General features: G+C 64.2%; 22 protein-coding genes. 17 read left to right on the top strand and 5 right to left on the bottom strand.

The genetic code is table 11. The features are described 5' to 3' along the window. Positions 1 to 109 precede the first annotated feature (109 nt). From ACQR1B_RS25860 to ACQR1B_RS25815, 10 genes are read left to right on the top strand one after another with little or no spacing between them, the layout of a single operon-like run. Entirely contained in the window at positions 110 to 1,738 is a 1,629-nt protein-coding gene (locus ACQR1B_RS25860; RefSeq protein WP_434834803.1) for a GspE/PulE family protein, read from the top strand. Positions 1,739 to 1,742: 4 nt separating this feature from the next. After that, entirely contained in the window at positions 1,743 to 2,957 is a 1,215-nt protein-coding gene (locus ACQR1B_RS25855) for a type II secretion system F family protein (RefSeq protein WP_434834804.1), read from the top strand. Positions 2,958 to 2,968: 11 nt separating this feature from the next. Further along, positions 2,969 to 3,445 (top strand): type II secretion system major pseudopilin GspG, encoded by a 477-nt coding sequence (gene gspG / locus ACQR1B_RS25850; protein WP_434834805.1) that lies wholly within the window; start codon positions 2,969 to 2,971, stop codon positions 3,443 to 3,445. Between the two features lie 2 nt (positions 3,446 to 3,447). Beyond that, on the top strand, positions 3,448 to 3,921 hold the full coding sequence (locus ACQR1B_RS25845; RefSeq protein ID WP_434834806.1) for a type II secretion system protein: 474 nt from the start codon (positions 3,448 to 3,450) through the stop codon (positions 3,919 to 3,921). After that, positions 3,899 to 4,288 carry a PulJ/GspJ family protein gene (locus ACQR1B_RS25840; RefSeq protein ID WP_434834807.1) on the top strand — a complete coding sequence of 130 codons (390 nt, stop codon included), beginning with the start codon at positions 3,899 to 3,901 and terminating at the stop codon, positions 4,286 to 4,288. Before ACQR1B_RS25845 ends, ACQR1B_RS25840 begins: the two co-directional genes overlap by 23 nt. Continuing rightward, positions 4,288 to 4,986 (top strand): PulJ/GspJ family protein, encoded by a 699-nt coding sequence (locus ACQR1B_RS25835; RefSeq protein ID WP_434834808.1) that lies wholly within the window; start codon positions 4,288 to 4,290, stop codon positions 4,984 to 4,986. Before ACQR1B_RS25840 ends, ACQR1B_RS25835 begins: the two co-directional genes overlap by 1 nt. A gap of 2 nt (positions 4,987 to 4,988) precedes the next feature. Further along, on the top strand, positions 4,989 to 5,924 hold the full coding sequence (locus tag ACQR1B_RS25830) for a general secretion pathway protein GspK (protein WP_434834809.1): 936 nt from the start codon (positions 4,989 to 4,991) through the stop codon (positions 5,922 to 5,924). Then, positions 5,924 to 7,012 carry a PilN domain-containing protein gene (locus tag ACQR1B_RS25825; protein WP_434834810.1) on the top strand — a complete coding sequence of 363 codons (1,089 nt, stop codon included), beginning with the start codon at positions 5,924 to 5,926 and terminating at the stop codon, positions 7,010 to 7,012. The genes ACQR1B_RS25830 and ACQR1B_RS25825 overlap by 1 nt, the downstream gene beginning before the upstream one ends. Continuing rightward, positions 7,009 to 7,560, top strand: a complete 552-nt coding sequence (gspM, locus tag ACQR1B_RS25820; protein ID WP_434834811.1) for a type II secretion system protein GspM — start codon at positions 7,009 to 7,011, stop codon at positions 7,558 to 7,560. Before ACQR1B_RS25825 ends, gspM begins: the two co-directional genes overlap by 4 nt. After that, positions 7,557 to 8,240 (top strand): hypothetical protein, encoded by a 684-nt coding sequence (locus tag ACQR1B_RS25815; protein ID WP_434834812.1) that lies wholly within the window; start codon positions 7,557 to 7,559, stop codon positions 8,238 to 8,240. Before gspM ends, ACQR1B_RS25815 begins: the two co-directional genes overlap by 4 nt. A gap of 90 nt (positions 8,241 to 8,330) precedes the next feature. Here the strand turns inward: ACQR1B_RS25815 and ACQR1B_RS25810 are convergent, their stop codons facing one another. Beyond that, the gene (locus ACQR1B_RS25810; protein ID WP_434834813.1) at positions 8,331 to 8,633 is read right to left on the bottom strand and encodes a hypothetical protein; all 303 of its coding nucleotides are present in this window, start codon (positions 8,631 to 8,633) and stop codon (positions 8,331 to 8,333) included. A 584-nt stretch (positions 8,634 to 9,217) separates the two neighbouring features. Here ACQR1B_RS25810 and ACQR1B_RS25805 point away from each other — a divergent pair. The 5 genes from ACQR1B_RS25805 to ACQR1B_RS25785 all read left to right on the top strand — a co-directional run bounded on the left by ACQR1B_RS25805 (position 9,218) and on the right by ACQR1B_RS25785 (position 13,721). After that, positions 9,218 to 11,212 (top strand): multicopper oxidase domain-containing protein, encoded by a 1,995-nt coding sequence (locus ACQR1B_RS25805; protein ID WP_434834931.1) that lies wholly within the window; start codon positions 9,218 to 9,220, stop codon positions 11,210 to 11,212. 415 nt (positions 11,213 to 11,627) lie between these two features. Further along, a complete protein-coding gene (locus ACQR1B_RS25800) occupies positions 11,628 to 12,086 on the top strand; it encodes an FMN-binding protein (protein WP_434834814.1) in 459 nt (152 codons plus the stop codon). After that, positions 12,067 to 12,942 carry an FAD:protein FMN transferase gene (locus ACQR1B_RS25795; RefSeq protein WP_434834815.1) on the top strand — a complete coding sequence of 292 codons (876 nt, stop codon included), beginning with the start codon at positions 12,067 to 12,069 and terminating at the stop codon, positions 12,940 to 12,942. The genes ACQR1B_RS25800 and ACQR1B_RS25795 overlap by 20 nt, the downstream gene beginning before the upstream one ends. Beyond that, positions 12,932 to 13,462 carry a hypothetical protein gene (locus ACQR1B_RS25790; RefSeq protein WP_434834816.1) on the top strand — a complete coding sequence of 177 codons (531 nt, stop codon included), beginning with the start codon at positions 12,932 to 12,934 and terminating at the stop codon, positions 13,460 to 13,462. Before ACQR1B_RS25795 ends, ACQR1B_RS25790 begins: the two co-directional genes overlap by 11 nt. A 61-nt stretch (positions 13,463 to 13,523) precedes the next feature. After that, positions 13,524 to 13,721 (top strand): hypothetical protein, encoded by a 198-nt coding sequence (locus ACQR1B_RS25785; protein WP_434834817.1) that lies wholly within the window; start codon positions 13,524 to 13,526, stop codon positions 13,719 to 13,721. A 186-nt stretch (positions 13,722 to 13,907) separates the two neighbouring features. Here the strand turns inward: ACQR1B_RS25785 and ACQR1B_RS25780 are convergent, their stop codons facing one another. Beyond that, positions 13,908 to 14,849 carry a LysR substrate-binding domain-containing protein gene (locus ACQR1B_RS25780; protein ID WP_434834818.1) on the bottom strand — a complete coding sequence of 314 codons (942 nt, stop codon included), beginning with the start codon at positions 14,847 to 14,849 and terminating at the stop codon, positions 13,908 to 13,910. Positions 14,850 to 15,037: 188 nt separating this feature from the next. Between ACQR1B_RS25780 and ACQR1B_RS25775 the strand changes: the two genes are divergently transcribed. Continuing rightward, the gene (locus ACQR1B_RS25775; RefSeq protein ID WP_434834819.1) at positions 15,038 to 15,364 is read left to right on the top strand and encodes a nuclear transport factor 2 family protein; all 327 of its coding nucleotides are present in this window, start codon (positions 15,038 to 15,040) and stop codon (positions 15,362 to 15,364) included. Next, the gene (locus tag ACQR1B_RS25770; protein ID WP_434834820.1) at positions 15,361 to 16,143 is read left to right on the top strand and encodes an SDR family oxidoreductase; all 783 of its coding nucleotides are present in this window, start codon (positions 15,361 to 15,363) and stop codon (positions 16,141 to 16,143) included. The genes ACQR1B_RS25775 and ACQR1B_RS25770 overlap by 4 nt, the downstream gene beginning before the upstream one ends. A 286-nt stretch (positions 16,144 to 16,429) precedes the next feature. Here ACQR1B_RS25770 and ACQR1B_RS25765 read toward each other — a convergent pair whose 3' ends face one another. The 3 genes from ACQR1B_RS25765 to ACQR1B_RS25755 are packed head-to-tail and all read right to left on the bottom strand — an operon-like array spanning position 16,430 to position 20,738. After that, a complete protein-coding gene (locus ACQR1B_RS25765; protein ID WP_434834821.1) occupies positions 16,430 to 17,578 on the bottom strand; it encodes an ATP-binding protein in 1,149 nt (382 codons plus the stop codon). After that, on the bottom strand, positions 17,575 to 18,018 hold the full coding sequence (locus ACQR1B_RS25760) for a response regulator (protein ID WP_434834822.1): 444 nt from the start codon (positions 18,016 to 18,018) through the stop codon (positions 17,575 to 17,577). The genes ACQR1B_RS25765 and ACQR1B_RS25760 overlap by 4 nt, the downstream gene beginning before the upstream one ends. Continuing rightward, on the bottom strand, positions 18,015 to 20,738 hold the full coding sequence (locus ACQR1B_RS25755) for a PAS domain S-box protein (protein ID WP_434834823.1): 2,724 nt from the start codon (positions 20,736 to 20,738) through the stop codon (positions 18,015 to 18,017). The genes ACQR1B_RS25760 and ACQR1B_RS25755 overlap by 4 nt, the downstream gene beginning before the upstream one ends. Between the last annotated feature and the right edge of the window lie 229 nt (positions 20,739 to 20,967).

The following is a 20,967-nucleotide window of genomic DNA, read 5'->3' as shown; positions in this document are numbered from 1 at the left end:
TTGCATCTCATAAGCGTCATCTTTGAATTCGAGAACGTACGGTCTCAGACTACGGCTCTCCATCTCAGCCTCGGCATGAGGTGATCGGCCACGATCCACGGAACGCGCCATGGTCTCGACGTTTTCTCATCACGCGGTCGATGGACTTTCGGGCACGAGCCGCACGGCCGAGCGCGCCGCCGAGGTGCTGGATCCGGCTTCTCCCGAATTCACCGACGCCGTCGCGCATCAGCTCGGATTGCAACGGATCGCGCTCGCCGATCTGCTCGCAGCCAAGCCGCTGGCCGAGCATTTCTCCCGCCGCTTCCTGCGCGAGACAGTCGTGTTCCCGTTCCAAACTCCCGGGCACGAACGGTGCCTGGCGGTTGCCGATCCGCGGGACACGGCGGCGGTACGTGCGGCCGAGCTGGTGTTCGGTGGCGCGGTCGCGCTGGTCGTGGCCTCGGCTGAGGACATCGTCACGGCGCTCAACCGCCTGGCAGGCGACGACGAGGCCGCGACGCGACCCGACCCCGTGCAGCCGCAGCTGCGCGAGGACGACATCGACAGCCTGCGCGACCTCGCCACCGGCGCGCCGGTGGTGCGTGCCGTCAATGATCTGTTCGAGCAGGCGGTCGAACTGCGCGCAAGCGACATCCATGTCGAGGCGATGCGGAGCGGCTTGTCGATCCGGATGCGGGTCGATGGTCTGTTGAAGCCGATGCCTGCGCCGGGCGGGGTGCTGCCGCAGGCCGTGATCTCGCGGATAAAGATCGTCGCCGGGCTCAACATCGCGGAGCGCCGCCTGCCGCAGGACGGCGCGGCGCGGCTTCACATCGGCCGCTTCGAGCTGGACGTCCGTGTCGCCGTGATGCCTACGCAGCACGGTGAATCCGCCGTGATCCGGCTGCTGCCGAGGGATCGCGGATTGCTGTCGATCGAGAAGCTCGGCTTCGCGGCTCATGACGATCGTTCGCTGCGCCGGCTGCTCGCGCTGCCGCACGGCATGATCGTGATCTGCGGCCCGACCGGAAGCGGCAAGACCACGACGCTCGCGACGGCGCTGTCGATCCTCAACGAGCCCAGCCGGAAGATCCTCACCATCGAGGATCCGGTCGAGTACGAGATTCCGGGTATCAACCAGTCGCAGGTCAAGCCGGCCATCGGCCTGACCTTCGCCTCCGCGCTGCGATCGTTCGTGCGGCAAGACCCCGACGTCATCATGGTCGGCGAGGTGCGCGATGGCGAGACCGCCCATGTCGCCGTTCACGCGGCGCTCACCGGCCATCTGGTGCTGACGACCTTGCACACCGAGAACGCGGCGGCCGCCGTGCCGCGGCTGCTCGACCTCGGGGTCGAGGATTTCCTGCTGCGGTCGACCTTGCGCGCCGTGATCGCACAACGTCTGGTGCGCAGGCTGTGCGGTCACTGCAAGTCGAAGCGCCTGCTGGACGCCGGCGATCTCCAGGCTGATCCGCGCTTTCATGCGGTCGGATTCGAGGTCGGCGACAGCGTGTACGAGCCCGCGGGCTGCGAGCGTTGCGGCGGCGCCGGCTATCGCGGCCGGCTCGGCATCTTCGAGGTTCTCGAGCTCGATTCCGATATCCGGTCGCTGGTTCACGGCAAGACCGATGCGGGCGTGATCGATCGCGCCGCCATTCGCGGCGGCATGACTACGATGCTCGACGATGGTCTCGCGAAATGCCGGGCCGGAGCGACGTCGGTCGCCGAAATCCTGCGCGTCACGACGTTACGGTGAACCGGTGAGCACCTTCCGCTATCGCGCATTGACCGAGACCGGTGACGTCGTGCACGGCACGATCTCGGCCGCGACGGCCAAGGATGTCATCGACCGGATCGAATATCTGCGGCTGATGCCGATCGAAACCGTCGAGGAGACTCCGGCCGCCTCGGTCGCGCGGGATACGCTCGCCTGGTTCGGTGGACCTGCGCCTGCCGAGGTCACGACGTTCACGCGCGATCTGGCCCTGCTGCTGAAGGCGGGCGCGCGGCTTGAGGAGTCGCTCGAGCTGCTGGCGGGCGACGCCGATATCGGGCGGCTGCGTCCGGTCGTCGGCCGGGTGCGATCGAGCGTGCTGGCCGGCGAAAGTTTGGCCGAGGCGCTGGCGCATCACGCGCAGCAGTTTCCCGCGATGTATCTCGCGCTGGTTCGGGTCGGCGAGGCCTCGGGGACGCTCGACCATGTGCTCGAACTGCTCGGCGCCGAGCGTGCGCGCGCGGAAGCGATGCGCCGCAAGCTGAGCGACGCGATGCAGTATCCGCTGTTCGTGCTGATCGCCTCCTGCCTCGTGATGCTGTTCTTCTTCGTGGTCGTGCTGCCGCAATTCTCGGCCGTGCTGCGCGATTTCGGCGCCAACCGCGACGCCGCGATCACGACCTTCCTGGACATCTCGGATTTCATGCGCGGCAACGCTCTCGCGCTGGCGTCGTCGGCAAGCGCGCTGATGATGACAGCTGTCGTCCTGCTCAGCCGGGCGAGCGTACGCGTCGCGCTGATCGCCTGGCTGTCGCGGCTGCCGGGCCTTTCGACGGTGTTCCGGTCGTACCGCACCAGCCTGTTCTGCCGCAATCTCGCGATCCTGCTCGGCAGCGGACTGACCTTGACGGCGAGCCTGCGCATCCTCCTCGACATCATGGTGGTAACCGGCAGCGCCGCTGCATGGACCGCCGCGGCCGATCGCGTGCGTCACGGCGGCAAGCTGTCGGACGCGCTGGCCGCGGTCGACGTTCTGCCCTCGATGGCGACGCGGATGATCAGGATCGGCGAGGAGACTGGCCAGTTGCCGGTCCTCGCAGGCCGCATCGCCGAGTTCTACGAGGCGAAGCTGCAGCGCAGCCTCGATCGCATCGTCGGCATCGTCGGGCCTGCCGCCATCATTCTCATCAGTGCTGTCGTCGGCGGCCTCATCGTCTCGGTGATGAGCGCGCTGCTGTCAGTCACGCAACTCGTCGGATAGAGGGCCACCGCATGAGGCAATCGGGGATCAGCGATACCACGCATCGGCTGCGCAGCCGATGCAGGGATCAAAGCGGCTTCACGTTGGTCGAGATGCTGGTCGTCATCGCCATCATCGGGATGATCATGGGTCTGATCGGGCCGCGCGTGCTGTCGTCATTGAACGAGTCGCGCGTGAAGACGGCGCGCATTCAGATCCAGAGTTTTTCGAGCGCGCTCGATCTGTTCTATCTCGACACCGGCCGCTATCCGACCACGTCCGAGGGTCTGGCGGCGCTGGTGCGGCCGGCATCGACCATTGCCGGCTGGGCCGGACCCTATCTGAAGGGAGGCAACGTTCCGAACGATCCGTGGAGCCATGCCTATGTCTACCGGTCTCCCGGACAGCACGTGCCTTACGAGATCGTCTCCTACGGATCCGATGGCCAGGAGGGCGGCACGGAGCTCGCGGCCGACATCTCGTCATCCGTCACGGTGGGGGCCCGTTAGCGATGGATGATCCGGACGGCGGCATGGCAGGGTTCACGCTGATCGAAGTTGTCTGCGTGCTGGCGATCGTCGCGCTGATGGCGGCCGTGTTGTTGCCGGTCATGTCGAAGCAAACCTCGCGGCCGCGACTGGAAGCCTATGCGCTCCAAGCAGCCGCGCTGCTCAAGGCTGACCGGAATGCCGCGATCCGGCGCGGGCTCGCGGTCGACACGCGGATCGATGCGCAGGCACGGACGATCCGCTCGGGGACGAGCGGGCAGGTGGTCCGTTTCCCGGACGACGTGCGGTTCGAGACGGTGCTGCCGCGCAATTGCGACGATCGGCCGGCGCTCGACAGCATCAGCTTTTTCGGCTCCGGCCTGTCATGCGGCGGCGTCATCACGCTCGCGCATCTCGATGCCGGCTATCAAATCCGGGTCAATTGGTTGACGGGAAAGATCGAAGTGGCGTCGAATGCCGGCCTCACCAGACCATAACGCAGCCGCGGGCTTCACCTTGATCGAGACGCTGGTGGCGCTCGCGATTGTGGCGGTGTCGCTGGTCGCGATCGCGGCGCTGATGGGGTCGTCGTCGCGCGGCAGCCGCAAGCTGGAGCAGCATGTGGCGCTGGTGCAGGCCGCGCACAATGCGCTCTGGCTGGCCTTCCCGTCGCGCTTGACGGCGGCGCAGATGCAGTCCGGAGAGACGATGGGCCATGCCTGGCGGGCGCAGGCTCAGCCGCTTGCCACCGAGCCCGGCGCATCTGCCTGGACGCCGCAGAAGGTCGTGCTCCAGGTGCGCTCGCCATCAGGCGCCACGATGGAGCTGGAGACCGTCCGACTGTTCCGAAGGCGGACCGAGTGATGGCGGCGCGATGCAGAGATCAGCAGGCCGGTTTCACGCTGGTCGAGGCGCTGGTCGCCTTGGCGCTGATGGGTCTCTTGATCTCGGCGCTTGCGGCCATCACCGCGCAATGGATGCCGAACTGGAATCGCGGCCTGCTTCGCATCCAGCGCAACGAATCCTTGAGCGTCGCGCTCGACCGCATCAGCGCCGACATTGCGGCCGCCGAATTCATCCGGCCCGATGGCGAGACCAAATCGGTTTTGTTCGACGGATCGGAGACCTCGGTCAGCTTCGTCCGGGTCGCGCTGGGTGTTCGGAGCGGCCGCGGGCTCGATGTGGTCCGCATCGCCGAGGCCGGGGAGGGCGACGGCGCGGTGCTGACCCGAAAGCGCGCTGCGTTCGCGCCCGGCAGTGCCCGCCCGCTGGCCGATCCGGTCGTGCTGCTGCAGGCGCCGTACCGTGTCTCGTTTGCCTATGCGGGCGCAGACCGCAACTTTGTGCCGGCGTGGCGCGCCTCCGAGACGCTGCCGGCCGCGGTCCGGGTCACGGTCCGCAACGCCAGCGATGCGAGCGCGCTACCGATCTCGCGCATCGCAGTCATCCATGTCTCGGCTCCAGCCGACAGCGTCTGCAGCGCTGCGGATCGGACGTGCGACAGCGCGGCGGTCCCGCCGAGCGCCACCGTCGGGCGCGCCATGTCGCGATCGGAGCCATGATCATGCGCGCTGCAATCGAAGCGCTGGATCACCGTGAGGACCGCGAGGGCGGATTCGTCCTCGTCGCCGCATTGTGGATCCTGATCGCGCTGGCCGGATTGGCGGGAGCCCTGTCGATCTACCTGGTCAACACGGCGCAACGTCTGTCGCTCGATGATGCCCGGCTGCGGTCTGCCGCGCTGGTGTCCGCCGGTCTGGAGCTTGCCGCCTACAAAGTCGCTGCTGCGCCCAGGTCGCAGCGCGCGCCCGCGGGGGCTTTCTCGTTCAGGCTCGATCATGCGCAGGTGGCGGTCGCGTTCCGGTCGGAGGCGGCGCGGATCGATCTCAACCACGCCTCCAGGCCCATGCTCTCCAATCTGTTCGTCGCGCTGGGCGCGCGGCCGGAGAGGGCGGGCGACTATGCTCAGCGGATCATCGGCTGGCGCACCGCGCCGGCCGACAACGCGCCGGACGCCGAGCGCGAGCTCTACCGGAGCGCGGGCGTGGACTACGTTCCGCGTGGCGCACCCTTCGCCAACGCGGAGGAGCTTCAGCTGGTGCTCAACATCCCGCCGGCTCTCGTCGACCAGGCGATGCCTTTCCTGACCGTCTTCAGCGGACGGAGCGAGGTGGACGCGCTCGAAGCATCACCCGAGGTCGTCGCCGCGCTGCCCGGGATGACCCAGGATCGGCTCAGGAACTTCCTGGAGCAGCGCGCGGCGCTGCGCCGGGAGGGCAAGTCGCTGATCTCGGCGCTCGGACCGGCGCGGTTTGGCGCGACGCTGGATGCCGGCGACGCGTATCGGGTGCGGATCACGATCGAGTTCGAGGCCGGCCGGCGGGCCGCGGCCGAGGCGGTGATCCTGCTGGGCGAGGGCGACGAGCCCTATCGCATCCTGTCGTGGCGCGACGATGTGAGCAGCCCCGCCATGCTCAGGGACAAGGGAAGGGCGCTGTGATGACGATACGGATGCGCGCGCGCCGCGAATTCTCCGCATGGATCGGGTCGGCGGCCGAAGCCATCGTCGATACGATCGGCCGGCTCAGTTTCAAGCGGCCGGTGGAGCTGGTGGAGACCGAGCGCGACGTGTTCATCATCAGCGCGGGCGGACGGTCCGTGCCGCCGGACGTCACGATTCGGCTGAGCCAGGGCGACGCCGTCGAGCTGCCGTCGAACTGGAGCGACGTCCTGCGCGGCAGCCGGATCGAAATCACCTTGCTGCCCGACCGCTTCCTGTGGCGTCCGCTCGATCTTCCCAAGCGCGCGGTCGAGTTTCTCGACTCGATGATCCGGTCGCAGCTCGATCGGCTGACGCCCTGGACCACGCATGAGGCGGTGTTCGGCAGCACGGCTCCGGTCGAGATCCCCGGTGACCGCATCCGGACGATTGTCGTCGCCGCGCCGAGATCGAGGATCGACCCGCTGGTTCGGCTGGCCGAGTCCTGGCGTGCCGCATCGGTGGTGCTGTTCGCCGCGGCCGAGACCGGTCCGGACATGGACACGGGCCAGCCTCTCACCGCAAGGGCCACGCGTCTGATCGAACAACAGCTGCGCGGATCGCTCGACATTGTACGCGTCAGCCGCATGCTGACGGCTGCTCTGATCATCGCGGCCGTCGCGGCGACCCTGTCGCTCGCTTTGACGAGCTTCGTTGGCGCGCGGTTCGAGGATCAGCAACGCATGCTGTCGCAAAAAATTGCCGAGCGGCGCGCAGCGTTGCGTCTGGGCACGCAAGGCGGTGACAATGCCGCGCTGAACAGTCTGCTGCGTCGCAAGCAGGAGACGGCGGCCGACGTGATGCTGCTCGAAGCCCTGTCCCGCATGCTTCCCGACGAGACCTATGTGACCGAGCTGCGGATCGACAAGGACAGGCTGCAGATTGCCGGGGTCAGTCAGGACGCGCCGGCCCTGATCGGACTGATCGAGCAGTCGCCGCACTTCACCCGCGCGACGTTTTCCGCGCCGACCACACGCTCGGCCGACGAGGCCGGCCAACGTTTCCATATCGAAGCAAGCATCAAGCCTCATTTCGGGCCAGGCACATGAGCATCGGAACGCTGTTCACCGCCGCTCCGTCCTCGCCGCGCATCGCCGCTGCGGTCTATGCCGGCCTGCTGCTGGTGCTGGGCACCGCCGCGGTGCTGCCGATCAAGAGCCTGTTCGACCAGCGCGCCGAATTGGCAGCGCTGACCGATACGCTTCGTCTGCTCGATGCGCATAGCATGGCGGCTGGGCGCGAGGACAAAGACGGGGCCGCCATAGCCGGATCGGCCCTTCTCGAAGGCCCGACCGTCACCGTGGCCGGCGCGGCGCTGCTGCAGCGTCTGAACGAGGTGGTGAGCCGTCACGGCGGCAGCGTGTCGTCGTCGCAGCTCGATGTTCAAGGCCCCCGCGCAAGGGAGCGCCTGATCAGCGTCGGTGCAAGCTTCGAGGCCGATCAGGCTGCCTTGCAGCCGATCCTCTACGAGCTGGAGGCCGGCATGCCGTGCCTGTTCATCGACGAACTGATGGTCGATGGCGGCGCGCCCGTGGCCATGTTGGGAAAGCTGCGCATCACGATCACGGTCTCCGGACAATGGCAGGGCCCGCAATGAACGCGATTGTGAAACTCTGCTTGGCCGGGAGCTGCTGCGTTCTCATCGCGGCGTTCGCCTGCGTGCGTGTCGAGGCTGCCGGTCCCGAGCTCGCGATCCCTGCCGCCGATGAGCAGGCGGCGGCGCCGGTGAAGGACATGCCGCGCGCGTCCAACGCACAGATGCGAACAGGCAACCCGCTCTGGGGCATTCCGCTCGAGCAGCTTTCGGCCACCCGGGACCGTCCGATCTTCTCGCCCTCGCGTCGCCCTCCGCCGGTGGATGCGCCGCCGCCGACCGTGGCCGCGGCGCCGGAGGTGGTGGAGCCGAGCCCGCCGGAGCGGCCGGCGCTCTCGCTGCTCGGCACCGTGGTCAACGGCGAGCGCGGCCTTGCCATCTTTCTCGAGTCCGGCAGCACGACGCCGTTGCGTGTCCGAACCGGTGCCGACTACCAGGGTTGGACGCTGCGCCACGTCGAGGCGCGATCGGCCACCCTGCAAAAGGGCGGGCAACTCGTCGTGCTCTATTTCGCGCAGCAGTCGCCGGGGCAGTCGATCATCCCGGTCGCCACGACGATTGCGGAGATGCCCTCGACACAGACCGCGCCACCCTTGGCGCAATCAGGCCCGCCTTTTCTGTCGCCAGAATCGAGACTGCTCCGGATGCACCAGCGGCAGCGATCAGGACGCCGGCCATTGTGAAAGGTAAGTGTGAGAGGTCGGACAGTCGTGAGCAGGGCGCAAGCTCGTCCTGTGAAGGGACGCACAGGACGGCTCTCACCTTGAGCGACGTCAGCGCTTGCACAATCCGCTGGTCAAGACCCAGCCTTTGTCGGTGAGCGCCGCGGAGACGATATCGAAATAGAGCCGCTTGTCGGGATCGTCGTCGGAGACGAACGAGACCTGGCACAGGAAGCGTCCGCTCCCGTCGCCCTTGTCGCAGCTCGCCTCGACGATCTTGAGGCCCTTGTCGTGGCGTACGCCGGATGCGGGCGCCTCCTGCTCATAGGCCTTCTGAATGATGTCGACCGTCGGCGCGCCACAGGCCACGCCGGTCACATTGCACGCCCATGCGAGAGCTACAGCAAGCAACATTCTCAGGTCTCCTTGGGCCGTGATCAGCAGATTGACGGACGCTCTTTGGGGTACGGCCGTGACCCGCCCGTCAAGGCCCGCTCGAAGCGAACTAAGCAGGGTGGTTGTCGTTTTTATGTCGCAGCGTGTGCGACGTGCGCACAGCATGTTGTTTGTTCGCCTGATTAGATCGATTCTTGAAGGGCGGTTTGCGTATCTCACAAAGCGAAAGAAACGGTCACAAAGGAGCCACCCACCATCCGTAGCCACGAACAGGGAGGGCGCGAGGGCATCATTGCTGGCCACGGGTCAGGCCTCGCGCAAGCGGCATCCGATGAACCTGCATCGCGCCGCAACGATCTTTGTCTCGAGCCGAATGGGGATCAGGGATGTCAGTCGGGTATCTACGCAGACCAACAATCAGAAGATCGCTCTCGGCAGCCGCGCTGATGGCAGGTCTCACGTTGACGGCGACCATGGCAAGCGCCCACGACCTGGCGGAGCCCACCGTGTTCAGGAGTTCGCGCGGCGTGCTCGATCTCCTGATGGTCGCCAAGGCGAAGCCGATCTCCACGATCAGCTACACTCCGCCCAGCGGTTCGCCCATGAACCCGACCGGCTGGGTCTACGAGATCTGCCGCAGGCCCGCCTGGGGCAACAGCTGTCCGGCTCATGCCGCTGTCGCGGAGTATGGCGGCGTCCGCCTCGCGCTCCAGAAGGGCGACACGCTGAAGATCAAGCTGGTGAACCAGCTGCCGCAGCTCGATCCGGCCAAGGTCAACCACAATACCGATCCCGGCCAGGCCAATCTGTTTCGCAATCCGACGAACCTGCATACGCACGGGCTGATCGTCGAGCCGCGCGCGCCGACGCTCAATGACCCGACCTTCGGCGACTACGTCTTCGTGCAGATCTTCAACTCCGCGAACGGCATGCCGGTGCCGCAGACGACCCATCAGCACGGTTCGAACAAGATGGATTCCGCGGAGTTCCGCATCAACATCCCGCGCAATCATCCGTCGGGCCAGTTCTGGTTTCACCCGCACATCCACGGCATCTCGCTGAACCAGGTCTCCCAGGGGCTGGCGGGCATCATCTCGGTCGGCGAAGTCTCCGACTACGCGCATGGCGACGCCAGGGATACGCCGTTTCCCGACGCCAGCGTGCGCCATCTGATCCTCAAGGATCTCCAGGTCGCCCCCGGGGGGCCGGTGCAGTTCGACAGCGGCCCGGTCGACGTCCAGCCGGGCGAGGTGATCAACCAGCAGGATCCGGGCTTCTGCGCGCAGTTTCCGGCGGACAGCTCGGAGGTGCGCGAGGGCTCGTGCCCGGGAGTCGATGCGTCCGCCGATGGCGGCACCAATTTCAGCGGCGGCAAATGGTACTTCACGGTCAACGGCCGGACCTTCCCGAAGATCAAGGTAACCGATGCCGATGGCGAGGTCTGGCGTCTCACCAACGCGTCGGGCAGCCTGTCCTACAATCTTCAGCTGACCGACGACGACACGCAGAAGCCGATGATCATGCAGCTGATCTCGGTGGATGGCGTCAGCGTGAACCTGCCGCAGGATACGACGATGGACACCATGGTCCATCTCGGTGGCGCCCGCTTCCGCGTGGTGCAATGTCCGCCGTTGCCGACCTCGCGTTTCCATTCCAAGCCGGTCTGCGTCACGCAGATGGTGATGATGCCGAGCTCGCGCACGGAGGTGTTCGTCACCTACCGCGATCCGAACACGGGGGCGATCGCAAGCCCCGGGCGCGTCGCCTCGGCGACCTTCAAGATGGCCGGGCTGACGATGGGCAGCGGCGATCAATGGCCGGCGGTCGATCTCGCCAAGGTGCATTTCCACCAGCACGGCGCGCGCAACCACATCGCCTATGCCATGGACATCAGGGGCGATGCGCTGGCGACGATGCAGCCGTCCGGCATCCTCGATGCCAAGGTGCCCTATGCGAGCGCTGCGCCCCTGCGCAACGGATGCCGTCCCTTGCCGCCCGGTCACCGCCGTCGAATCTTCTTCGGGTTGGCTGATCTGCACGATGACGGCACTTTCGGTCTCGGCTACGAGGAGGTCGACCAGAACGGCAATCCGGTGCCCGGCACGCAGCTTCCCGTGAGCCAGTTCGATCCGTCGCAGAACATCGTCTGTCTGCCGCTGGCCGGAGGGCAGCGACCGGTCCACGAGACCTGGGAGCTGGTGCAGCTCTCCACGGAGAATCACAATTTCCACATCCACCAGACGCGGTTCCGGACGATCAACAGCAAGGCGGGCGAGAACACCCCGTTGGCGGTGTCGTTCAACAAGACCATCGGCGGCGGCATGCTGCAGGACAACGTCCCGCTCGGAGTTGCGACCCCGAACGTGCCTGAAGTGATGGACGCCCAGAACGGCGTCTGCACCATCGAGCAATGGCGCAGCGGGCAATGCACCTCGAAGCCGGTGGTCGTGGACATTCCGTTCTCGCAGGTCGGCGAGTTCGTCTATCATTGCCACATCCTCGAACATGAGGACGGAGGCATGATGGCGAAGATCAAGGTGGTGCCGTCGCCCAATAACGGATCACCATGGGAGGCGATGAACCAGATGCCCTGGTAAGGCGCGTCGGCGTTGACCTCGGCTCACGATGTCGGCGTCGCGAATGTGGCGCCGACACGTCGTTCAACGGCAGCACACGTGCTTTGAGCTGTCTGTCGGCTCGGCACGAGACCGTGCGATCAAAGCACAACCGACAACATCGTTATTCCGCAGCCGCTCCGGCAAATCGCCAACATCGACGCGGCAATTCGCCGCAATCAGACCACCTAATTCGCCCGAACTGACAATCAGTCCGGTTTGCAGCAAACTCCCTTGATGGACGCTGCTGACCAGTGCCGCAACGGACGAGGCCGGCCGCGGATGACGCCAGTGTCATCGTTGCGGTCGCGGCACTCGAGGACATGATCGTCGGCAAGACGCAGGCACCGACTTGCGAGGGAGGATGTGACATGACAGCAGATTCAAGGTGGGCGCGATGAGCGGCTGGCTGAAATGGATGGCACCCGCTGCCGCCATCGTGTCGATCGCCTCTCCGGTCTATGCCATGCAGTACATGAGCGTCGAAGAGGCGCAGAAGGCTGCATTCCCCGGAGCGAGTTTCACCGAGGTCCAGGCTGGCCGGGTCTGGAAGGCGAGCAATGGCGGCTATTTCTACTACGACCACGTCGTCGGAAAACATCTTCTGATCGACTACACCGTCGCGATCGGACCGGACGGGCGCGTGCGCAAGGTAGAGATCCTGAACTACCGCGAGTCCTATGGCGGCGAGGTGCATGATGCCAGCTGGCTCGGGCAATTCGTCGGCAAGAGCAGCCAGAACGAGGTTCGCATCAACGCCGACATCCGCAACATCTCCGGTGCCACTCTGTCATCGACCCACGTCACCGAGGGCGTGAAGAAGGTGTTGACCTATCATGCCAGCCACTTCCGCTAGCCTGCGGCGGGCGCGGCCCCTGCTCGGGACGTTCGTCGAGATCCACGTCGATGATACGCGCCCGCACGGAGCGGAGCAGGCGGTCGAGGCCGCGTTCGCGGCAGTCGCCGAGGTGCATCGGCTGATGAGCTTCTATGATCCAGATAGCGACGTGTCGCGCTTGAACCGCGAGGCATTCAGCCGGGCGGTGCCGGTACACCCCTGGACATACAAGGTGCTTCAGACGGCAGTCGACATGGTGCGCCTGTCGCAGGGCGCCTTCGATATCGGCGTGGCCTGCCAGCCGCAACGGTCCCGTGTTGTCGGGAGGGAGGACCGCGCGATCGAACTGCTGGCCGAGCATCACGTCCGCTTCCATCGCGCTGGTTACAAGATAGATCTCGGCGGTATCGCCAAGGGCTTCGCCGTGGATTGTGCGATCGAGGCGCTGCGGAGATGCGAGATCGCCGCGGCCCTGGTGAACGCAGGCGGCGACCTCGCTACGTCTGGTCCCCGTGAGCGGACCGTCGATATTCGCGACCCGCGTTCGCCCCTCGGCGTTCTCTGCCAAATGCAATTGCGCGACCAGGCGATGGCGTCGTCGGCACGCCGCTTCGATCTCTTCAGATCCACTGAGACGACGAACACCGCGGTGGTGGATCCGGCAACGGGGCGGCCGGCCAAGCAGGTCCTCGGCGCAACGGTCTGTGCGCCCACCTGCATGGTGGCAGATGCGTTGACCAAGATCGTCATGATCACGGGCGAAGCGGCTGCCGGGCAGCTCACCCGGTTCGGAGCGAGCGCGATGCTCGTTGCAGCGAATGGTGAAATTCTCACGACCCCCGATTGGCAAGGAGATCTGCAGCATGCGGCTTAAAGGCGCGTTTCGCTTCGCCCTCTATGCAATTCTCGGGCTCTTGTTCGCGAGCGGAGCTCTCTGGATCTATGCCGATCAGATGAAGACGCGCTCCGAGATGGACAGCGAGGCTTGGCAACAGGCTGCCGCACTCCTCCTGAGCACGCATGGCGGCGCCGCGATGATCACGCTGCTGCTGCTCGGCGCGCTTGGTCCCATGCATGTCCAGCGCGCCTGGCGCGCGCGCAAGAACAGGGCGACGGGAGTGCTCAGCGTTGCGCTGTATGTTCTGCTGATCGCAACCGCGTTCGCACTATACTACGTCGGCTCGGAAGCGCTGCGGCCCTGGATCAGCACCGTCCACATCGCCTTCGGGCTCGGCGTTCCCGTCGTGCTCACGGCCCATATCGTCGTTGGCCGCTCCAGCGTTGCACTCGTGTCGCGGCCATTGCCGCCGCAGCATTCGGTCGCCGCTACTCTTGTGCCCGCGGAGACGCCGGCCGACGCCGAACTGGTGCCTCTGATGAGCAAGGTCAGCTGACCTCGATCGCTTTTTTGCGGGCACCGCCCATCGGGAGGCATCGCGCCTTTAAACACAATGCATGGCGTGGGTTGAGAGGCACTTTATTGCCAAGCGGCTGCGTAAAGCCATTGGGTTTGTTCCGGCATATCGCAGCGGGCTCGATCCAGCCATTCGTGCCTGCACGGCCATGCACGCTGACGTTACTCCCGCGACGGGCGTGGCGCTGCGTCGACTTCCGATCGATCGTGCGCTGCTGGCCGTCAAGAAGAAGGCGTGAGGCCATGCGCCGGTGCTCGCGGGTCCAGACCAAGTGAGTAGCGTTCAGGATTGCTCGAAATGTGTGATCTTGGTCAATAGACCTTAGATCGCCAACATGACTGAACGTATCGTTTTTGCGTCTCCTCAAACCAACGGTTAGTCGATCTGAATTCAACACTCGTTGCGCCAGTTGGACGGCTATGCTCTACCGACCTGCACCACGCCCTGAGAGACGACGGCGGTCGGGCTTCGCTTTGCCGCCCCAAGCACGAGCCATGGCGATGAAGGCTTTCATCGCCGCTGAGGGATTACGGCGCCCGGGATAATAAAGACACAAGCCGGCGAAAGGCGGTGTCCAGTCCTCGAGCACCCGAACGAGACGTCCTGCTTCGATGTCGGCGACGACGTCCTGTTCCATGAAGAAGCCGATCCCGGTCCCCTCCAGCACAGCTATGCGCGCAAGCGTGGCTTCATCGAGGGTGATCGGCCCGTTGACGTCGATCTGGATCGACCGTCCGTTCTTCTCGAACTGCCAGCGCAACAGGGCGCCGTTGGGTAGCCGCGCGCGGATGCATCGGTGTTGGGTCAGATCCGGCGGCGACAGCGGTTTGCCGTGGTCAGCGAAATAGGACGGCGACCCGACGACGGCGTAGCGCTGCGAGCGCCCGAGAGACACGGCGATCATATCGCTGGGGACGAGGTCGGCCACCCGCACCCCCAGGTCGAAGCCTTCGGCAACGATGTCGACCAGTCGTCCCTCGGTGACCAGGTCGATATGAACGTCCGGATACCGGCGTAGAAACTCCAGAACCAGGGGCGAGAGAATTTCACGTGCGGCCATTGCAAAGGCATTGATGCGGAGGGTTCCAGATGGCGTTGCCTGCCGGGATCGCGCCGTCTCGATCGCCGCTTGGATGTCCTGAAGCGCAGGGCCGACCTGGTCGACGAACAGTTGCCCCGTGTCCGTCAGCGACACGCTGCGTGTCGTCCGATTGAACAGGCGGATGCCCAGGCTCGCTTCGAGCTTGCCGATCGCGTTGCTGAGCGCCGTTGTCGACAGGCCGAGGTCGAGTGCGGCCGCGCGAAAGGAACCCCTGCGCGCAATGGCTATGACGGCTTCCAGATCCGTAAGCGCGTTCCGCGTCATTGTCCCGATTTTCGCAATTCGTCGTCCCTTTTCTACCCCTTTACCGAAACAATTGTCCCATGGCTAGATCGGCATCATGCACCGACAGCCGGTTGCCGCTCTCTCGCTTCGGACATCAGAAGGCCTCGACGAGGTCAGACGCCTCCGAAGCAAGCGCCGAGGCCGCGACAAGAGAAAGGGACAACGTCATGCAACTCGACCTGCCGCTTCCGATCGTCACCTATTTCACCAAGCACGGGCGCAGCAGCGCCGGCATCGCTGATCTGTTTGTTCAGGATGCCACCGTGAAGGACGAGGGGCACACCTATACCGGTACCGCCGCAATCGCGGCCTGGATGGACGAGAGTTCGGCGAAGTACGACTTCACCAGTCGGCCTGTCGCGTCCGAAACCGTCGACGGTGCCGTCGTCGTCACGTGCCATGTCACCGGCAACTTTCCTGGCAGCCCGGTTGATCTCCGGTATCTGTTTCAGATCGATGGCGACAAGATCACTTCTCTGGAGATCATCCCGTGAGCTTTGATCTCGAGCTGAAAGGGCGTCGTGCGCTCGTCACCGGCGGCACCAAGGGCATCGGCGCGGCGGTCGTCCGTTCGCTGGTCCAGGCCGGCGTCGAACTGGTGACGACTGCACGGACGGTGCCGGACGTGGTCGCGGACAACGTTCACTATGCACCCGCAGACCTGATGACCGCGGAAGGTTGCGCCGCGATTGTCGAGGCCGTCAAGCAGCGGCTTGGTGGCATCGACATCCTGGTCCATGTCGTCGGCGGGTCGAGGGCGCCCGCGGGCGGCCACCAGGTCCTCAATGATGCGATCTGGGCAAATGAAATCGACGGCAACCTGATGGCCGCCGTGCGCCTCGATCGTGCGCTGATGCCGTTGATGGTGGCGCAAGGCTCGGGTGTCGTCATTCACGTCACCTCCATTCAGCACGAGCTCCCATTACCGGAATCGACCACCGCCTATGCGGCGGCGAAGGCGGCGTTATCGACCTACAGCAAGAGCCTTTCCAAAGAGGTCGCGCCGAAGGGCGTCCGGGTTGTGCGCGTCTCGCCGGGCTGGGTCGAAACCGAGGCGGCCGTCCGCCTGGCCCAGCGCCTCGCAGCCGAAGCTGGCACCGACTACCAAGGCGGCCAGCAGATCATCATGAGGAGCCTGGGTGGGATCCCGCTCGGACGTCCGAGCAGGCCTGATGAAGTTGCGGACCTGATCACGTTCCTCGTATCGGCTCGTGCCAGCGCCATCACCGGTGCCGAATACGTCATCGACGGCGGCACGCTGCCGACGGCCTAGTCCGATCAAGGTGGAGAGAGCTTGCCGAGACGATATCCCGCGCAAGCATTGACCATCGCCTTCCGGGATCTTCGGCGATTGCGTCCCTCACGACCGCCACTTCGAACCCGTTTTCGAGCAGATCGCGCAAATGCGACCGCGCCTACGCTGGTTCCTGCCGATACGCCGGCCAACACCGATTTGGTCAACGTCATGAGCAAGGTTCGCTGACGTCAACCGTCATGCGATCAGCTCGGTTCTGCGCGATCATGCCGGTCAACTGCCGCGTCGGACTGCACGGAAAATGTCAGGCCGCGAATTGCGGTGTCTTGCCTCCGCCCTGTGCCTGCGGGCTTTGCGTTGGGACAGGGAGTGTAAAATTGAACGTGGTGCCGCCGTCGAGATTGGACTCGCACCAGATCCGCCCATTATGGCGGTCGACGATCTTCCGGCAGGTCGCAAGACCGAGGCCGGTGCCCTCGAACTCGTCCCGCCCGTGCAGTCGCTTGAACGGCTCGAAGATCTGCTGGTGAAATTCCGGAGCGATGCCGATGCCGTTGTCGCGAACGCTGATCCGCCAATAGTCCGCCTTCTCCGGCGTGGCGGAAACGTGCAATGTCGGCGCTGCGGCCTCACAATATTTGATCCCGTTCCCGATCAGGTTCTGCAGCAGCTGCGTCAGGAGCGGCGCGTGACCGAAGACGACCGGGAGGTCGTCATGCGTCACCTTGGCCCCTCTGTTGCTGATGATCTGGCCCAGATTGGAAAGGGTGTCCTCCACCACAAGATTCAGGTTGACCGGCTCGAAAACGACGTGTGCGTCCGATTTGGTGTATTCGTGGAGTGTCTCGACCAAAGCGACCATGCGCTCGCCGAGTTGGACCATACGTCCGCAGTAGTCGGCGATCTTGGCCGGGTCGGCTTTGCCCGACTTGACGGCATGACTGATGATCGACGCAAATCCACGAATCGACGAGATCGGCGACTTCAGATCATGGACGAGCACGTCGGCGAACCGCTCCAGCTCTTCTCGCTGCTGATCGAGGGCGAGCTGCATCGCGGCCTTCTTGCGTGCATAGCGAAGGATGCGACCGATGGATCGCTCATTGATGTGTTCTTTTGCGATATAGTCCGAGGCTCCCCGCTTCATTGCCTCGGTGGCGACGGTGGCGTCGCCCTGGCTGGTCGCCATGACGATGAACATTGTCGGAATTGTCCGGTGCATCGCCTCTATGCCGTCGAGCCCATCGCGTCCCGGCAACCTGTAGTCGACGACGGCGACGTCGAAGCGTTTCTCCTTGCATACCGCCAGCGCGCTATCGATACTATCGGTCTCGACGCATTCACAGGATATTCCTGCACGCCTCAGGGCGCGCAGAACCTGCTTGCGGTCTCCGTCATCATCGTCCGTGATCAGGATCGCAAGGGCGCTCTTGATGTCGTCTAACCGATTCATGGCAGCTCCACGATCCGCCAGTAGACTTGCATCAGGTCGACGAGCCTTTGAAAGTCTTCTCCGACCCGTTCCTTGAGAATGTATCCCGCGACATTGAGATCATAGGAGGCGACCATATCCTCATCGCGGCTCGATGTGGTCAGGATGAACACGACGCTTCGGTTCAGGTTGCTGTCCAGCCTCAGTTCTCTGACCAGCTCGATACCGTTCATGCGCGGCATGTTGATGTCCACGAGCAGAAGGTAGGGTGATTTCAGCCTGGTCCTCCCGTTCGTGCCGCGCAAGATGTCGAGCGCGTCGGCGCCGTCGCATGCTCTCTGCAGCGGATTGATGATCCTGGCGGATTTGAATGCGCGCTGGACGGACCTGGCATCCCCGTCGTCATCGTCGACCACCAGGATCGTCAGTTCGCGCGCCCTTTCAGTGGCGCTGGCAATCATCGTTCTCGTTCCTTCGCTGAGTTGGGAGTTCGCAAGGTGAAACGGAATGTCGTCCCACGGCCCTCGGCAGATTCGATGGAGATTGATCCTCCCGACAGCTCGATCTGCTTGCGTACGATTGCGAGACCCATGCCGCTGCCTTCGACCTGGTCGCGCGGCTTCAGGGTCTGAAACATCTTGAAAACGCGATCGTGAAATTGGGGAGGGATTCCGGGGCCGTCATCCTTCACGGCGAAGGCGTGATGCGATCCGCGATCCTCCACGGTGATCTCGATGCGCCCAGCTGCCTTGTCATGGTGCTTGATGGCATTACTGATCAGGTTCATCATGATCTGCTGCAGGGGCATGCGGAAGACCTGGATCGAACCGAACCCGGCGCCCACGATCACGTCGAAGCTGGCCGGCGGCATCACCAGGACAAGCACGTTGTCCATGAGTTCTGCACCGGAAATGACTTCGGTCCCTGCAGTATCGCGGCCAACGCGCGAAAATTGCAGCAGATCGTCCAGCAGTTTCTCGAGCCGCCTGACCCGGCCGCGCAAGAGCTGCATGTTCATCCGGTTTTCTCCGGTGAGGTGAGGTGCGAGATCCTCCTCGAGCCATTTCGACGCGTTGTCGATGACCCGGAGGGGGGCCTTCAGGTCGTGGGACGCCGCATATGCAAAGTCGTCGAGCTCCTTGTTCGCGATCTCGAGCTCCGCGGTGCGTTGCGCGACCTGTTGTTCCAGCCTCTCGTTGAACTGGCGGCGCTCTTCCTCGGCCTGCTTCCGGAGCGTGATATCGACGACCGCGCCGAGCACCATCACGCCCTCATCCGTGTTGATCGGCGTAAGCCCGATTTCGACGGGAAATTCGCTACCATCCTTGCGCCGGCCATAAAGGTCGCGTCCAGGCCCCATCGCGCGCTGCGATGAGTCCAGGGGAGCGGGGCTGGCGAAATAGCGATCGATGTGGGCCTGGTGCCCATGTCGCTCGCCCGACGGCATCATCAGTTCGATCCGCTGTCGGAGCAGCTCGTCTCGATCGTAGCCGAACAGCCGTTCGGTCTGGCGGTTCACGAGCGAGATAAGCCCGGATCTATCGATCATGACCATGGCGGTCGGGGTGGATTCGACCACGAGGCGGAACCGCTCCTCTGCAGCCTTGCGCGCGGATACATCTCTGAGTGCGCCGACGATTCCGTCAATCTTTCCCGACTCCAGATCCCGGAGCGGTCTCATCACGGCCTCAAGCCAGATCCAGCGGCCGCCGCGGTCGTGGGCACGGATGGAAATCGAACTTTGCTCGACCTCGCCGGCGAGGAGCGAATTGAGCGCTGCCTGCAACTGCTCCACGTGTTCGGGATGGATCGGGCCGTACGGCTGTTTGCCGAGGAGTTCGCTTTCGTCGACCCCCAAGATGTCCCGGCACGCCGGCGAGACGTAACGGAGGAGAAGATCGCGATCGAGCTGGATGATCAGGTCGGAGCTATTGTCGGCCAGAATGCGGTACCGGTCTTCGCTTTCCTTGATCCGGCGCTGCGCTTCGCGCATCTCTGTGACGTCGGTGACGAGGACGAAGAAGCCGATTACCTCTCCGCTTTCGTTGCGATGCGGCAGGTAGTTGGCCCAGGTGTAGCCGATGCTTCCATCCGCCTTGACCAGCGTGCGTTCGAAGTTTTGCCGAATGCCTGACAGCGCCGCCCGCATGTAGGGGTGGTTCTTGGCGAACAGCGTCTCGCCCAGGAGCGTCCTGATATGGCAGCCGACGAGCTTCTCCGGCGCCCAGCCGAACCATTCCAGATAGGCCGAGTTTGCAAACCTGCATCTCAGGTCCCGGTCCCAATAGGCGATCATGCTGGGGATCGCATTGATGATCGTCTGCAATTCCGAGGTCCTGGCTGCGACCTCCTGCTCGAGAGACGAGTTGGTCTTCCGAAAAACGGCTTCGATGTGTTTTTGTCTGCTGATGTCGCGCTCGACGATCGAAGCCCCGATGATCGTGCCGTTCGGCCGCCGAATCGGAGTTGCCCGGAGCGACACGTCGATCGCGGTGCCGTCCTTGCGCAGACGCTTCGTTTCCAGGTTGTCGATGGTCCGGCCCTGCCTGACCTGGTCGAGGATATAGTCGTCATGAGTCAGTTGTTCGGGCGGTATGTGCACGTGGATGCTTCGGCCGATGATCTCGCTCGGCCGAAACTGAAAGAGGCGTTCGGCCGCCGCGTTCCACGACAGGATCGTGCCCGAGAGGTCCTTCGCAACGACGGCATCCTCCGACGAGTCGATGATCGCGTTGGCTACGGCCAGCTTTTCCTGGAGCTCGCTTCGTTCCTTTTCGAGCTCGCGATGACTCTTGCAGAGAAGTCCGTTGATCTGGGAGCAGAGCGATGTCGGATCGAAGGGCTTCGCGATGATCCCCGCGATGCCGAGGCGGCGAAGCTGGTCGAGCTCCCTCGTGTTCGTGGCGGCAGTCACGAAGATGACAGGGACGCCCGCGGTTTGCGACCGTTCCCGCAAGCGCATCAGCGTCGTCGGGCCGTCCATCCCGGGCATGTTGAGGTCGAGCAGGATGAGGTCGGGCGACCACTTTGCGGTCGCGGCAAGCGCCTCTTCTCCGGATGCACAGCTACGTACATTGAAGATGGGATCGTATGCAATCGCCGTCCCGATGGTCTCGCGGGCGTCGGCGTCGTCGTCGACATGTAGCACGTCGACCGAACGCATCTGAAATTGTACATTCATGTCGATGTCGACCAATATCTAGCAATGGAAACGAATACGCTGCTCCTCGGGGAGGTGCCGATGAAGACACCAAACGATTGGTTACTGCGCCTGAAGTTCTGGTTTATCAGATTTGCGTAATACTACCTAACGGTTGTATCTTAAGCTATCAAATCGGGAATATAAACAGGCAATCACAAATTGCGTTGCGCAAACGGTCGCGGCTGCACGAACATCCGGAGTTTTGCGG

The sequence above is a fragment of the Bradyrhizobium oligotrophicum genome (assembly GCF_051168495.1).
Lineage (GTDB): Bacteria > Pseudomonadota > Alphaproteobacteria > Rhizobiales > Xanthobacteraceae > Bradyrhizobium > Bradyrhizobium oligotrophicum_A.
This window is presented reverse-complemented; position numbering and strand designations above follow the sequence as displayed.